At 71.3% G+C, this 13,572-nt stretch carries 12 protein-coding genes and 1 riboswitch; of the genes, 3 read left to right on the plus strand and 9 right to left on the minus strand.

Going from position 1 to position 13,572, the window contains the following annotated elements; translation table 11 throughout:
* Window positions 1-69: 69 nt before the first annotated feature.
* Window positions 70-921 carry a sulfurtransferase gene (locus ACIBK4_RS23435; RefSeq protein ID WP_398997107.1) on the minus strand — a complete coding sequence of 284 codons (852 nt, stop codon included), beginning with the start codon at window positions 919-921 and terminating at the stop codon, window positions 70-72.
* A 321-nt stretch (window positions 922-1,242) separates the two neighbouring features.
* On the opposite strand from ACIBK4_RS23435, the gene ACIBK4_RS23440 reads away from it, so the two are divergent.
* The gene (locus ACIBK4_RS23440; RefSeq protein WP_398997109.1) at window positions 1,243-2,046 is read left to right on the plus strand and encodes a VOC family protein; all 804 of its coding nucleotides are present in this window, start codon (window positions 1,243-1,245) and stop codon (window positions 2,044-2,046) included.
* A 73-nt stretch (window positions 2,047-2,119) separates the two neighbouring features.
* Complete coding sequence (locus ACIBK4_RS23445; protein ID WP_398997111.1) at window positions 2,120-2,614, plus strand: DUF4352 domain-containing protein; 495 nt, start codon at window positions 2,120-2,122, stop codon at window positions 2,612-2,614.
* Window positions 2,615-2,624: 10 nt separating this feature from the next.
* Here ACIBK4_RS23445 and ACIBK4_RS23450 read toward each other — a convergent pair whose 3' ends face one another.
* The 4 genes from ACIBK4_RS23450 to ACIBK4_RS23465 form a co-directional block, all read right to left on the minus strand.
* On the minus strand, window positions 2,625-3,272 hold the full coding sequence (locus tag ACIBK4_RS23450) for a thymidine kinase (RefSeq protein WP_398997114.1): 648 nt from the start codon (window positions 3,270-3,272) through the stop codon (window positions 2,625-2,627).
* A 55-nt stretch (window positions 3,273-3,327) separates the two neighbouring features.
* Window positions 3,328-4,572 carry an alkaline phosphatase family protein gene (locus ACIBK4_RS23455; RefSeq protein WP_398997116.1) on the minus strand — a complete coding sequence of 415 codons (1,245 nt, stop codon included), beginning with the start codon at window positions 4,570-4,572 and terminating at the stop codon, window positions 3,328-3,330.
* A complete protein-coding gene (locus tag ACIBK4_RS23460) occupies window positions 4,572-5,168 on the minus strand; it encodes a DUF5998 family protein (protein WP_366436387.1) in 597 nt (198 codons plus the stop codon). Before ACIBK4_RS23460 ends, ACIBK4_RS23455 begins: the two co-directional genes overlap by 1 nt.
* Before the next feature lie 108 nt (window positions 5,169-5,276).
* Window positions 5,277-8,108 (minus strand): GNAT family N-acetyltransferase, encoded by a 2,832-nt coding sequence (locus ACIBK4_RS23465; protein ID WP_398997119.1) that lies wholly within the window; start codon window positions 8,106-8,108, stop codon window positions 5,277-5,279.
* A 189-nt stretch (window positions 8,109-8,297) separates the two neighbouring features.
* Here ACIBK4_RS23465 and ACIBK4_RS23470 point away from each other — a divergent pair, with 189 nt between their 5' ends.
* On the plus strand, window positions 8,298-8,579 hold the full coding sequence (locus ACIBK4_RS23470) for an HPr family phosphocarrier protein (protein WP_013000229.1): 282 nt from the start codon (window positions 8,298-8,300) through the stop codon (window positions 8,577-8,579).
* 217 nt (window positions 8,580-8,796) lie between these two features.
* Here ACIBK4_RS23470 and ACIBK4_RS23475 read toward each other — a convergent pair whose 3' ends face one another.
* From ACIBK4_RS23475 to ACIBK4_RS23490, 4 genes are all read right to left on the minus strand, one after another.
* The gene (locus ACIBK4_RS23475) at window positions 8,797-9,501 is read right to left on the minus strand and encodes a GntR family transcriptional regulator (RefSeq protein ID WP_398997121.1); all 705 of its coding nucleotides are present in this window, start codon (window positions 9,499-9,501) and stop codon (window positions 8,797-8,799) included.
* Between the two features lie 186 nt (window positions 9,502-9,687).
* Entirely contained in the window at window positions 9,688-10,443 is a 756-nt protein-coding gene (locus ACIBK4_RS23480) for a M23 family metallopeptidase (RefSeq protein WP_398997123.1), read from the minus strand.
* A 12-nt stretch (window positions 10,444-10,455) separates the two neighbouring features.
* Window positions 10,456-10,608: riboswitch (cyclic di-AMP (ydaO/yuaA leader) on the minus strand.
* A gap of 214 nt (window positions 10,609-10,822) precedes the next feature.
* Window positions 10,823-12,211 (minus strand): M16 family metallopeptidase, encoded by a 1,389-nt coding sequence (locus ACIBK4_RS23485; protein ID WP_398997125.1) that lies wholly within the window; start codon window positions 12,209-12,211, stop codon window positions 10,823-10,825.
* Complete coding sequence (locus ACIBK4_RS23490; RefSeq protein WP_398997127.1) at window positions 12,208-13,563, minus strand: M16 family metallopeptidase; 1,356 nt, start codon at window positions 13,561-13,563, stop codon at window positions 12,208-12,210. Before ACIBK4_RS23490 ends, ACIBK4_RS23485 begins: the two co-directional genes overlap by 4 nt.
* Window positions 13,564-13,572 lie beyond the last annotated feature (9 nt).

A 13,572-nucleotide genomic window follows, 5' to 3' on the forward strand; every position in this document is an offset into this window, starting at 1 on the left:
GGCCCGCGCCGGTTCGGTGGCGGGCCCCCGTCGTCGTACAGGGATACGGGTACTACAGATGTACGGGTACTACTGGGGGTCCGGGCCCACGGCGACCGGGCGCTCCGGGTCCGAGGACCACTCCGACCAGGAGCCCACGTAGAGCGCGGCCGGGAATCCGGCGACCGCCAGGGCCAGCACCTCGTGGGCGCCCGAGACGCCCGAGCCGCAGTAGACGCCGACGCCCGAACCCTCCGTGGCGCCAAGGGACTTGAAGCGGGCGGCCAGTTGGTCCGCCGGGAGGAAGCGGCCGTCCGGGCCCACGTTCTCGTTGGTCGGGGCGGACAGGGCACCCGGGATGTGGCCGCCGACCCGGTCGATCGGTTCCACCTCGCCCCGGTAACGCTCCCCCGCGCGGGCGTCGAACAGGACGCCGGTGCGGGCGAGTGCGGCGGCTCCGTCGGCGTCGAGGAGGTCCACGGCGCCCGGTTCCGGGGTGAAGTCGCCCTCGGCCGGGGTCGGTGCGGCCGTCTCCAAGGACCCCTCCCAGGAGGGAAGGCCGCCGTCGAGGACCCGCACGTCCGGGTGACCCGTCCAGCGGAGCAGCCACCACGCGCGTGCCGCCGCCCAGCCCTGGCCGCCGTCGTACACAACGACCGGGCGATCGACCGACACGCCCGCGTGGCGCATCGCCGCGCCGAAACGCGCGGTGTCGGGAAGCGGGTGGCGGCCGTGGGCGCCGGGGGCCGAGGCGAGTTCCTGATCGAGGTCTACGTAGACGGCACTTGGGATGTGCCCGCTCGCGTACGCGGCGTGGCCGTCGAAGGGCGGTTCACCTGCGGCCTTCGCGACGCTGAGCTGCCAGCGGACGTCGAGCAGGACCGGCGGGTTCATCCCGGCCAGATCGCTCGCCAGTTCGGATGCGGAGATGATGGCGTTCATGGCCACCATCCTTGCGCAAGGGGTGGCCGCCGCGTCCAGGTCCGACTACTCTGCTCGGCCGGACAGCCTCGATCACGAGGCGTACGGGAACGAGCACATGCTGTACAGCCGATGGACACCCCCAGGCAATCATCCGGAAACGGACGAGTGACCGCAGATCGACCATCCTCTCCACGTGAGCCGCCCGTCGACGGCGCGGCCGGGGCGCGGTGCGCCACGGAGGGTGCGAGCATCGGCACGGGGCGTGCACGCGCGTGCAGCACGCGGATCCGCAGAGCGGAAGCGACACGGCCACCGCGAGGGGCCTAGGAGAAGGTGACGATGACCGAGGCACGGGGGTCGGCCGACCTGAACGGCGACACACACACTCGGCGGACGCAGGGCACACCCTGCTGGGTGAGTCTGATGGTGCACGGGATGGCCACGACTCAGGAGTTCTACGGAGAGCTGTTCGGCTGGGAGTTTCAGCCCGGTCCACAGCAGCTCGGCCCCTACGCGCGGGCCCTGCTCGACGGCCAGGAGGTGGCCGGCATCGGCCAGCTGCCGCCGGACCGGCATCTGCCCATCGCGTGGACGCCGTATCTCGCCTCGGACGACGTTGACCAGACGGCCGAGACGGTACGGATGTGCGGCGGCACGGTCGGGGTGGGCCCCCTGGACGCGGCCGAAGCCGGCCGCCTGGCGATCGGCTCCGACCCGTCGGGGGCCGTGTTCGGCATCTGGCAGGCCGCCGAACACCTCGGCACGACCATCACCGGCGTCCCCGGCACCCCCGCCTGGAACGAGCTGCTGACCTCCGAGACCGCGAGCGTCGCCAAGTTCTACGAGGCGGTGTTCGGCTACGAGGAAGTGCCGGTGGGCTCCGCCGACTTCGACTACGTGACCCTGCACCTGGACGGCCACCCGGTCGCCGGCATCCATGGCGTCGGCACCGCCCTGCCCCGCGACCGGGGCCCGCACTGGATGACGTACTTCGAGGTCGCCGACACGGACGAGGCCCTGCGCCGCGTCACGGACCTCGGCGGCCACACCCTGGCACCGGCCCACGACAGCCCCCACGGGCGCGTGGCGACGGTCGCGGACCCCGAGGGCGCGATGTTCTCGGTGATCGAGGGGCCGCGCTAGCCCCTCGGGTCGCCTCCGGTGCGGCGCGGGCGGATCATGGAGTCATCAGCCGCTCCGCACACCTGGAGGAGCGATGCGTCGTCGTACGGCACCGCTGTTGACGTGTCTGTTGGCCGTTCCGGCGCTGGCTCTGGCGCCTTTGGGAACCACTGACTCCAAGGTCGGGGACACCCTGCATCTCAAGGGCTTCGAGTCCGGCGAGACCCTGGACGTCACGGTGACCAAGGTCGTCGAGCCGGCGCACGCCAAGGACTCCTTCCTCAGGCCGAGCGCGGGAGACCATCTGGTGGCCGTCCGGTTCCGGCTGAAGAACACGGGCACGGCCGTCTACGACGACTCACCGTCGAACGGTGCGACCGTGATCGACAAGGACGGGCAGCGATTCTCCTCATCGTTGAACGATTCCACAGCCGGTCCGTCGTTCCCGGGCAGCGTCACGATCAGCCCCGGGAAGGCGGCCCTCGGCTTCATCACCTTCGAGGTGCCGAACACCTCCCGGGTCGTCACCGTCCAGTTCGCCATGGACAGCGGCTTCTCCGACGACGTCGGCGAGTGGCAGGTGCCGTGAGCGCTCGGTCCTAGGCCGACGTCATCGGCAGGACGTCCGGCGACAGGGCCGCCGCCCGGGCCGTGGCGGCCGTCATGCGGCGGCGGTGATGGCGGCGGCACAGGACCTCGTAGCCGACCGCTTCCGCCTGGTTGACGTCGCCCACGACGACTTGCGCGCCCTCGACGACCATCTCGCCGCCTATCGTGCGGGCGTTGTGGGTGGCGCGGGCGCCGCACCAGCACAGGGCCTCGACCTGGAGGACCTCCACGCGGTCGGCGAGTTCGACCAGGCGCTGGGAGCCGGGGAAGAGCTTGGAGCGGAAGTCGGTCGTAATACCGAAGGCGTAGACGTCGAGACCCAGGTCGTCGACCATGCGCGCGAGTTGGTCGATCTGCACGGGCGCCAGGAACTGTGCCTCGTCGGCGATGACGTAGTCCGCGCGGCCGCCCTGGGAGAGGTGGTCGACGACGTACGCGTACAGGTCCTGCTCGTCCTCGACCTCCACCGCGTCGGTGACCAGGCCCAGGCGTGAGGAAAGCTTTCCCTCGCCCGCGCGGTCGTCCCGGGTGAAGATCATCCCCGCCAGGCCGCGTGCCGAGCGGTTGTGCTCGATCTGGAGCGCCAGGGTCGACTTCCCGCAGTCCATCGTTCCGGAGAAGAACACCAGCTCGGGCATGGGGAGTTGAGCACCTTTCGGCGGAGACGGGAAGCAGGAGGAGGACGGAGGGACCTCAGGAGCGTACTTCGAGCAGGGGGACCAATTGCTCGGCAGGGGTCATCGAACCGTGGTTGCCGACCATCGCCGACTCCTTCGGCTCCCGCTCGGTGGCGATGATCAGGACGTCGTCCCGGGCCGCCGCGATCACGTCGCCGAGGCGGTCGTAGACACGTTCGTCGATGTGCGGGCCGAACCAGCCCGCCGCGATCGCCTCGTCCCGCGAGGCCACCCAGAACTGCTCGCCGAGCACCTCGCGCCAGCAGGTCAGTACGTCGTTCTCGGCGCCCCGCACCGCGTAGACGTGACGGGCGCGGCCCTCGCCGCCGAGGAGAGCGACGCCGGCGCGCAGCTCCCAGTCCGCGTCGAAGTCGATGCGGTGCTCCTCGTCGAAGGGCACGTCGATCATGCCGTGATCGGCGGTGACGTACAGGGCGCTGCGCGGCGGCAGTTGCTCGGCGAGGCGCTGGACGAGCCGGTCGACGTACATGAGTTGACCGCGCCAGGTGTCGGAGGCGATGCCGTAGCGGTGGCCGGCGCCGTCGAGTTCGGCGTAGTACGTGTACACCAAGGAGCGGTCCCCGGCGGCCAGTTGCTCGGCCGCGAGGTCCATGCGCTCCTCGCCGGTCAGTCGCCCGTGGAACGTTCCGCCGCTGAGCGCGACCTTCGTCAGCGGGGTGTTCTGGAAGGTGGGGGACGACACCTGAGCCGCGTGCACGCCCGCGTCGTGGGCCAGTTGGAAGATCGTGGGGTACGGCTGCCAGGCCCCCGGCTTGGTCCACGGCTGCCAGCGGAGCTGGTTCATCAGCTCGCCGGTGGCCGGGTTGCGCACGGTGTAGCCGGGCAGACCGTGGGCGCCGGGCGGCAGGCCGGTGCCGACGGAGGCGAGGGAGGTCGCGGTGGTCGCTGGGTAGCCGGCGGTGAGCGGACGTCCGGTGCCGCCGCGCGAGCTGCCGAGGAGCGCGTGCAGGTACGGCGCCTCGTCGGCGTGGTCCTTGATCTGCTCCCAGCCGAGGCCGTCGATCAGGAAGACGCAGTTCCGGTCGGCCGGGGTCAGCTCCGGGATCGCCGCGGTCGTACCGGGTACGCCCATGCCCGCGGCCAGGGTGGGCAGCAGGTCGGCGAGGGAGCCGGAGCCGTACTCGGGGACGGGCGCGGACTCGACGGCTAGGGGCTCGGGGTGGTCCCAGGTCGCGGAATCAGGAGGGGTGGGCGCGGAGCGCCCTCGATCATGGGCGGCGGGGGGAGACGGGTGGGACATCAGCGGGGAACGTCCGCGGTCGCCTCGGAGAGGGCCTGTGCGAAGGCGAGGGTCTGCTGGACCGTCTCGGGGCCGTCGCCGGCCTCGCTGACGCGCAGGCTCAGGTCGTCCGCCGTCGAATTGCCCGTGTAGCCGTGGTCCGCCTCGCAGTTGGGGTCTCCGCAGGCGGCCGGCTCCAGGTCGATCCGGGCTACGGCGCCCCAGCCGATGGTCAGCACGACCTCGCGCGGCAGCGTGCCCGGTGTGTACGACTCCGGGTTGGCGACCACGCGGCTGAGCACCACGGACGAGATCCGGCCGAGCTTCACGGACTCCGTGGACGTCGTGGCGTACGGCGTCGGGGAGGTGCTGTCGGCGGCCTGCTCGTCGGTGTGGCTGACGATGAAACGGTTGCCGGTGAGGACGAGCACCGTCACATGCCGGCGCACCTCGTTCTGGTCGAACGTGGTCTCCTGGTGGACCAGGAACGACCGGATCGGCTCGCCGCCGACGGCGGCCTCCACCGCCTCGGCCACGAGGGCCGGGTAGTAGCCGCTGCGCTCGATCGCCGCACGCAGCCCCTGGGTCGTCGTACTGGTCTTGGCCATGACGTCCATCCTACGGTGGCGCACTGACTGCGAGGCACCGGTCAGGGCGGTCTCATCTCTCCTGTCTCAGTACGCGGAAGGCGTCCTCGGGTCTCTCCTACGTCTCAGTCCCGCGTCTCAGTACACGGGAAGCGTGCGCGGGCCGAGGTCGTCGCGGGCGGGCGGCGGGGCGAGGCGGACGGAGGCGCCGAGCACGCTCAGGCCGTGCGCGGCGACGACGACCGGCTCCAGGGTCACGGCGACGACCTCGGGGTGGTCGTCGACCAGCCGCGACACCCGGAGCATCAGCTCCTCCAGGGCAGGCGTGTCGACGGGCGTGGAGCCGCGCCAGCCGAACAGGAGCGGCGCCGTCCGGATCGACCTGACCAGTGAGGCGGCCTCCCGGTCCGTGACCGGAATCAGCCGGTGCGCGGTGTCCCCGAGCAACTGCGAGGCGGCTCCGGCGAGCCCGAACGACAGCACGGCCCCCGCCGCCGGGTCGATGACGGCCCGTACGACGGTGTCGACCCCGCGCGGCGCCATCCGCTGCACGACCGGCCGCAGTTCCTCCGGCGTCCCGAACAGCTCGCCCAACTCGACGTACGCCCGCCGCAGTTGGTCCTCGTCCGCGAGATCCAGCCGTACGCCGCCGAGGTCCGCGCGGTGGCGCAGGTGCGGGGCGGTGGCCTTGAGGGCGACCGGGTAGCCGAGGGTGCGGGCGGCTTCGGCGGCGGCGTCGGGGGTGGGTGCGGGGAGCGCGCGGTGGACGTCGACGCCGTACTTGCCGAGCAGGTCGCACGTGTCGTCGACGCCGAGGGTGAGGCCCTGCCCGCGCGCGAGGAGGCCGCCGATCAGCTGGGCCGCGCCCTTCTCGTCGATGTCCTCGAACTCGGGGACCCGGCCGGGGTCGACGGCCTCGCGTCGCCATTGGGCGTACTTCACGGCTTCGGCGAGGGCGCGGACGGCACGCTCGGCGGCGGGGTAGGCGGGGATGAGACCGCCGCCTTCGGAGGCCGGCGTCTCGGTGACTGCTTGTTCGGGTTCCGCGGTGGCCGGTCGGTCCGCGGGGAGATCGGGGTCCTCCCGCTTCGAGACGGCCTGGGGTGCCGTGCTCATGGCGGCCGACAGCGCTTCCGCCAGTCCCCCGAGTTCCACATGCACCACCAGCACCGGCTTCCCGGGAACCGCCGCCGCAGCGGAGCGCAACGCCTCCGCCAACGCCGCGTCCTCCGCCGGCCCCTCCCCCACGGCAGGTATCGCCGTCACGACCACCGCGTCGCACGCCTCGTCCGCCAACGCCTCCGACAGCGCCCGATGGAAGTCCGCCGCCGTCGCCGCCGTGGTCAGATCCAGCGGAGCGAGCGGCCGCAACCCCTCGGAGAGGCACGCGTCGTAGGTCAGCAGCCCGAGGGATTCGGAGTTCCCTACGATCGCCACGCGTGCCCCGCCGGGCAGCGGCTGGCGCGCGAGCAGCAGCCCGGTGTCGACCAGTTCGGTGATCGTCTCGACACGGATCACCCCGGCCTGCCGGAGCAGCGCGGACACGGTCGCGTGCGGCAGGCGGGTCGCGCGTACGGCGTGTCCCTGGGGGGCGGATCCGGCGCCCTGGACGACGACCAGCGGTTTCGCGGCCGCGGTGCGCCGGGCGAGGCGGGTGAACTTGCGGGGGTTGCCGATGGACTCCAGGTACATGAGGGCGACGTCGGTGTCGGGGTCGTCGTACCAGTACTGAAGGACGTCGTTGCCGGAGACGTCCGCGCGGTTGCCGGACGACACGAAGGTGGAGACGCCGGTGACTCCGGTGACCCCGCCGCCGCGCCGGTGCAGGCGGGACAGCAGGGCGATGCCGATGGCGCCGGACTGGGCGAACAGGCCGATGCGTCCGGGGCGGGGCATCTCGGGGGCGAGGGAGGCGTTCAGGCGTACGTCGGCCGCGGTGTTGATGACCCCGAAGGCGTTCGGCCCGATGATGCGCATCCCGTACGTGCGCGCGTGGCGCACGAGTTCGCGCTGGCGCTCGCGTCCCTCGGGGCCGCTCTCGGCGTACCCGGCGGTGACCACGACGAGCCCCTGCACCCCGTGTTCGCCGCACTCGGTGACGACTTCGGGGACGTGCTCGACCGGTACGGCGACGACCACGAGGTCCACGGGGCCTTCGATGTCGCGCACCGAGCGGTACGCGGGCACCCCGTCGAGGTCCTTCTGCTCCTCGGGGAAGGCCTTGTTCACGGCGTACAGGCCGCCGGTGAAACCGGCGTCCCTGATGTTGTCGAGAACGCTGCGGCCCACCCCTCCGGGGGAACGGCCGACACCGACGACGGCGACCGAGCCGGGCCCCAACAGCCGCCGTACGGACCGCGCTTCGGCCCGCTGCTCCCGCGCGCGCTGCACGGCGAGGGACCGATCAGTGGGTTCGAGATCGAACTCCAGACGGACGACGCCGTCCTCGAAGCTGCGCTTCTGGGTGTAGCCGGCGTCCGTGAACACCTTGATCATCTTGTTGTTGGCGGGCAGCACCTCGGCGGCGAAGCGGCGGATGCCGCGCTCGCGGGCGACGGCGGCGATGTGCTCCAGGAGGGCGGAGGCGACGCCCCTCCCCTGGTGCGCGTCCTGCACCAGGAAGGCGACCTCGGCCTCGTCGGCCGGCGCGGAGGCGGCTCGCCCGTCGGCACTAATGCGGTCATAGCGTACGGTGGCGATGAACTCGCCGCCTACGGTGGCCGCGAGTCCCACCCGGTCCACAAAGTCGTGGTGCGTGAAGCGGTGGACATCCTTGGCGGACAGGCGCGGATACGGCGCGAAGAAGCGGTAGTACTTCGACTCGTCGGAGACCTGCTCGTAGAAGCTGACCAGGCGATCGGCGTCGTCGACGGTGATGGGCCTGATGCGCGCGGTACCCCCGTCGCGCAGCACCACGTCGGCTTCCCAGTGGGCGGGGTACTCGTGCCGGTCCGACGAGGTCTGCTGCATGGGGCCCAGCGTACGGCTCGCGTCCGACAACGGCGCGAGGCAGTCTGTGGGGAACAACTGAGCGCGAGGAGTCGGGCCGAGGCCGCGGTCCGACCACTCGTTCCGGACGGTTCGCAAGGCCGGTCCGGGCTCGCTTCACGTGTGGGAAACTGGTCTAGACAACCCTGAGACTCTGAAGGGCAGCATCACATGGCTGAGCGCCGCGTCAACGTCGGCTGGGCGGAGGGCCTTCACGCCCGCCCCGCCTCCATCTTCGTCCGGGCCACCACGGCCTCGGGTATCCCCGTGACGATCGCCAAGGCCGACGGCAACCCCGTCAACGCGGCCTCCATGCTCGCGGTTCTGGGCCTGGGCGCCCAGGGCGGCGAGGAGATCGTCCTCGCGTCGGACGCCGAGGGCGCGGACGCGGCCCTCGACCGGCTGGCGAAGCTGGTCGCGGAGGGTCTTGAGGAACTCCCCGAGACCGTCTGAGCCGCCCCCTTGCGCCTGAACCGGCGCCGCTCTCGCGGAGGCGGTTGCGCGCCGTAGGGGTTCCTCAATTGATGGTTGCGGTGCCTTTCGTCGCAAAACCGATGTACCACAACCTGAAGGGCTCGTCCGAATTACCGGGCGAGCCCTTCGCAATTCCACTTGCGGGCAGCATAAATAATCCCCCGCGAATTACTTCTCTTTGTATACGGTGCCCGTGTTAATGCCGCAGACCCGACATGTTTACGGGAGGTTGCGAAGTCCTCACACGGTCCGCGCCGTTCGCGCCGTTCGCCCCGCCGGGAAAGCGCAGCCGGTGTGCGGTGCCCGCGCGCTCGGTGTGCAGAGCGGTGATCGCCCGGGCGCGCTCGCCGTCGCCGCGGGCCACGGCGTCCACGATGGCACCGTGCTCGGCCCAGGACTCCACGGGGTTGGCCGGGGCGTCCACCGCGTACATCCAGGCGATCTTGTGCCGCAGCTGGGTCAGCATCGAGGTCAGCGCGGGGCTCCCGGAGGCCTGGGACAACGTCTCGTGGAACCAGCTGCCCAGGGAGCGCAGATCCTCGCTGTTGCCCCGCCTGGCGCGCTCCTGGCCCAGCCTGACGAGGCCGCGCAGCACCTTGAGGTGGGCCTCGGTGCGCCGCTGGGCGGCCCGTGAGGCGCCGAGCGGCTCCAGCAGCATCCGCATCTCCAGCAGGTCGGCGGCCTCCTGCTCGGTCGGTTCCGCGACGCACGCGCCCGCGTGCCGCCGGGTCACCACGAACCCCTCGGCCTCCAGCGTGCGCAGGGCCTCCCGGACGGGCACGCGCGAAACGCCGTACCGGCGCGCGAGGAGTTCCTCCGTGAGCCGGCTGCCGCGCTCGTAGACACCGGCGACGATGTCGTCCCGGATCGCCGTGCATACCGAGTGCGCCGGAATACGCATGTCCGACCTCCGCCTTAATCCCCGTGAAACGTCGACGATTGACGTGTGTTCCGTGACTCTATTGCAATGAGCGGGAATTTCCGATGGCGGGCCGGAATCCATGGATATTTTTTGGACAGGAGGCCTCCGGAAACGCCGAAAGCCCCGGCCGGGGGCCAGGGCTTCGGGAAGTGCGGCAGTGGGTCGTCAGACGTTCACGCCGTGCTTACGGAGGTAGGCGACGGGGTCGACGTCGGAGCCGTACTCGGCGGTCGTGCGGGCCTCGAAGTGGAGGTGCGGTCCGGTGACGTTGCCGGTCGCTCCGGAGAGGCCGATCTGCTGCCCCGGGGTGACGCTCTGCCCGACGGAGACACCGATGGACGACAGGTGCCCGTACATGGTGTACATGCCGTCGGCCATCTTGATCACTACTTGATTGCCGTACGAGCCTCCCCAGCCGGCGTCCACGACGGTGCCGGAGCCGACCGCGTGCACGGAGGTGCCGGTCGAGGCATGGAAGTCGATGCCGGTGTGGGCGCCGGAGGACCACAGGGAGCCGCCGGTCTTGTAGCCGGTGGAGACGTACGAGTCGGAGACCGGTGCGACGAAGGTGTTGAGCCTCTTGCGCTCGGCGGCGCGGGCGGCGCGTACCTCGGCCTCGCGCTCCGCCTTGGCCAGTGCGGCGGCCTTGGCGCGGGCGACCTCCTTGGCCAGCGTTTCGTCCGCGGCCTGCTGCTGGGCGACGGCCTGGGCGTCGATCTTCTCGGCGACCGCGTCGCCCATGGCGATGACGGGGGTGAGGCCGGTCTGTTCGGGGGCGGGCTCCGCGGCGAACGCCGGGGCGGCGGCCAGGGTGCCCACGACGCCGGTGGTAGTGAGGGCCGCGACACTCGCGACACGAACGGTGGTGCGGTGGGTCCGGCTCGGGCGACGGTGCTTCCCGGTGGCGCGGGTGAACGCCATGGAGTGGCTGGTCCTTTCCTTCCTTCTCGCCTACCGGGTTAGCTGACGGGTTCGGAGCAGGAAGGTCTCCTACGGACTCCCTCTACGGGGGTCCGATTCACCCCAGGGACATGGGTCCCCGGCTCCCCTGGCTCGCGCCGTACGGGGACTCGGCGATGACTGTCCGGTGCCGCGAGTGCGGCGCGGTGCCTGACGGACAGCCGGACCGACGCTAAGGGGGACAACTTTCAATCCCCAAACGGATCACGGTTTTTGTTGCACATGCCACAGGGCAGACAGGCAACCTCTCCCCCAATTCGGACAATAGGGGGCCCTGGTGACGCTTCCGTCACCAGGGCCCCCACGCGCGCGTGCCGCTCGTCGGCTCGCTACGGGTCGTCTACTCGGCCGCGACGACGGTCACTTCGCCGATGCCGAGCGCCTCCACGGGCTCCTTGATCTGCTCCGCGTCGCCGACCAGGATCGTCACGAGACGGTCCACCGGGAAGGCGTTCACGACCGCCGCGGTGGCCTCCACGGTGCCGGTCGCGGCGAGCTGCTGGTACAGCGTCGCCTGGTAGTCGTCGGGCAGGTACTGCTCGACCTGGTCGGCCAGCGTGCTCGCGACGGCCGCCGCGGTCTCGTACTTGAGCGGCGCCACCCCGACGAGGTTCTGTACGGCGATGTCCCGCTCGGCGTCGGTGAGTCCGCCCTCGGCGAGCTTGCGGAGCACCGTCCACAGGTCGTCCAGCGCGGGACCGGTGTTCGGGGTGTCCACGGAGCCGCTGATGGCGAGCATCGAGGCGCCCGTGCCGTCGGGTGCCGAACGCAGCACCTGGCCGAACGCCCGCACACCGTAGGTGTAGCCCTTCTCCTCGCGCAGGACACGGTCCAGGCGGGAGGTGAGGGTGCCACCGAGGCAGTACGTGCCGAGCACCTGGGCGGGCCACACACGGTCGTGCCGGTCGGCGCCGACGCGGCCGATGAGCAGCTGCGTCTGGACGGCGCCGGGACGGTGCACGATCACGACGCGCCCGGTGTCGTCGGCGGTCACCGGCGGCACGGGACGCGGCTGCGCGGTGGACCCCGTCCACGAACCCAGGGTGTCGGCCAGGAGCACGTCCAGGTCGATGCCGGTGAGGTCGCCGACGACCACGACGGTGGCCGTCGAGGGGCGAACGTGCCGCTCGTAGAAGGCGCGTACGGCCCCGGAGTCGATCTTCTGGACGGTCTCCTCGGTGCCCTGGCGCGGGCGCGACATGCGCGAGGTCGCCGGGAAGAGCTCCTTGGAGAGCTCCTTGGCGGCACGGCGGGACGGGTTGGCCGTCTCGTGCGGGATCTCGTCGAGGCGGTTGCGGACCAGCCGCTCGATCTCGCTGTCGGCGAAGGCGGGCGCCCGCAGCGCGTCGGAGAGCAGGCCGAGGCCCTTGGCCAGGCGCGAGGCCGGGACCTCAAGGCTCAGGCGCAGCCCGGGGTGGTCGGCGTGTGCGTCAAGCGTGGCGCCGGAGCGCTCCAGCTCGGCGGCGAACTCCTCGGCGGAGTGCTTGTCGGTGCCCTCGGAGAAGGCCCGCGCGGTGATCGTGGCGACACCGTCCAGGCCCGCCGGTTCGGCGTCCAGGGGCGCGTCCAGGAGCACTTCCACGGCGACGACCTGCTGGCCGGGGCGGTGGCAGCGCAGCACGGTCAGGCCGTTGCCGAGTGTCCCGCGCTCCGGGGCCGGGAAGGCCCACGGCCTGGCCTCGCCGGCCTGGGGCTGCGGGTGGAATTCCATCGTGGCGAGCTCGGTCACTTGGCCGCCTCCTCGTTCTCGTCGCCGGCCTCTGCTGCGTCATCCTCGTCCGCGATGGGCTCGTAGACGAGCACCGCGCGGTTGTCGGGGCGCAGGCGGGCCTTGGCGACCTCCTGCACCTCCTTTGCCGTCACGTCCAGGACGCGCTGTACGGCGGTCAGGGCGAGCTGCGGGTCGCCGAACAGGACGGCGTACCGGCACAGTTCGTCCGCGCGGCCCGCGACCGTGCCGAGACGGTCGAGCCACTCGCGCTCCAACTGGGCCTGGGCGCGCTCCATTTCCTCGGCCGTGGGGCCCTCCTCGGCGAACCGGGCGAGCTCCTCGTCGATGGCGGCCTCGATGACGGGCACCTCGACGTCACCGGACGTCTTGACGTCCAGCCACCCCAGGGAGGGCGCTCCGGCGAGCCGCAGCAGGCCGAAGCCGGCCGCCACAGCCGTACGGTCGCGCCGTACAAGGCGGTTGTAGAGGAGCGAGGACTCGCCGCCGCCGAGGATGGTGAGGGCGAGGTCGGCCGCGTCGGACGCGCGCGTGCCGTCCTCCGGAAGCCGGTAGGCACACATCAGGGCGCGGGCCGGGACCTCCTCCTCGATGACCTCGCGCAGTTCCCCGCCCATCGAGTCGGGCAGCGCGCCGTCACGAGGCGTCGGCTTGCCGTCGTGCGAGGCGATGGACCCGAAGTACTTCTCGATCCACGCGAGCGTCTGCTCGGGGTCGATGTCGCCGACCACGGACAGGACGGCGTTGTTGGGCGCGTAGTAGGTGCGGAAGAACGCGCGCGCGTCCTCCAGGGTGGCCGCGTCCAGGTCCGCCATCGAGCCGATGGGCGTGTGGTGGTACGGGTGGCCCTCCGGGTAGGCGAGGGCGGTCAGCTTCTCGAACGCCGTCCCGTAGGGCACGTTGTCGTAGCGCTGGCGGCGCTCGTTCTTGACGACGTCCCGCTGGTTCTCCATGGACTCCTCGTCCAGGGCGGCCAGCAGGGAGCCCATGCGGTCTGCCTCCAGCCAGAGCGCGAGCTCCAACTGGTGGGTGGGCATGGTCTCGAAGTAGTTCGTGCGCTCGAAGCTGGTGGTGCCGTTGAGCGAACCGCCCGCGCCCTGCACCAGTTCGAAGTGGCCGTTGCCCTTCACCTGTCCGGAGCCCTGGAACATCAGGTGCTCGAAGAGGTGAGCCAGGCCGGTACGCCCCTTGACCTCGTGGCGGGAACCGACGTCGTACCAGAGGCACACCGCCGCGACCGGGGTCAGGTGGTCCTCGGAGAGGACCACGCGCAGACCGTTGGCCAAGCGGTGTTCGGTCGCTGTCAGACCGCCGGACCCTGCCTCGGCGGTGGCCGTGTGACCCATGGGCATGTACGTCCC

This window comes from Streptomyces sp. NPDC050528 (assembly GCF_044457795.1).
In the GTDB taxonomy this organism is placed as follows: Bacteria; Actinomycetota; Actinomycetes; order Streptomycetales; family Streptomycetaceae; genus Streptomyces.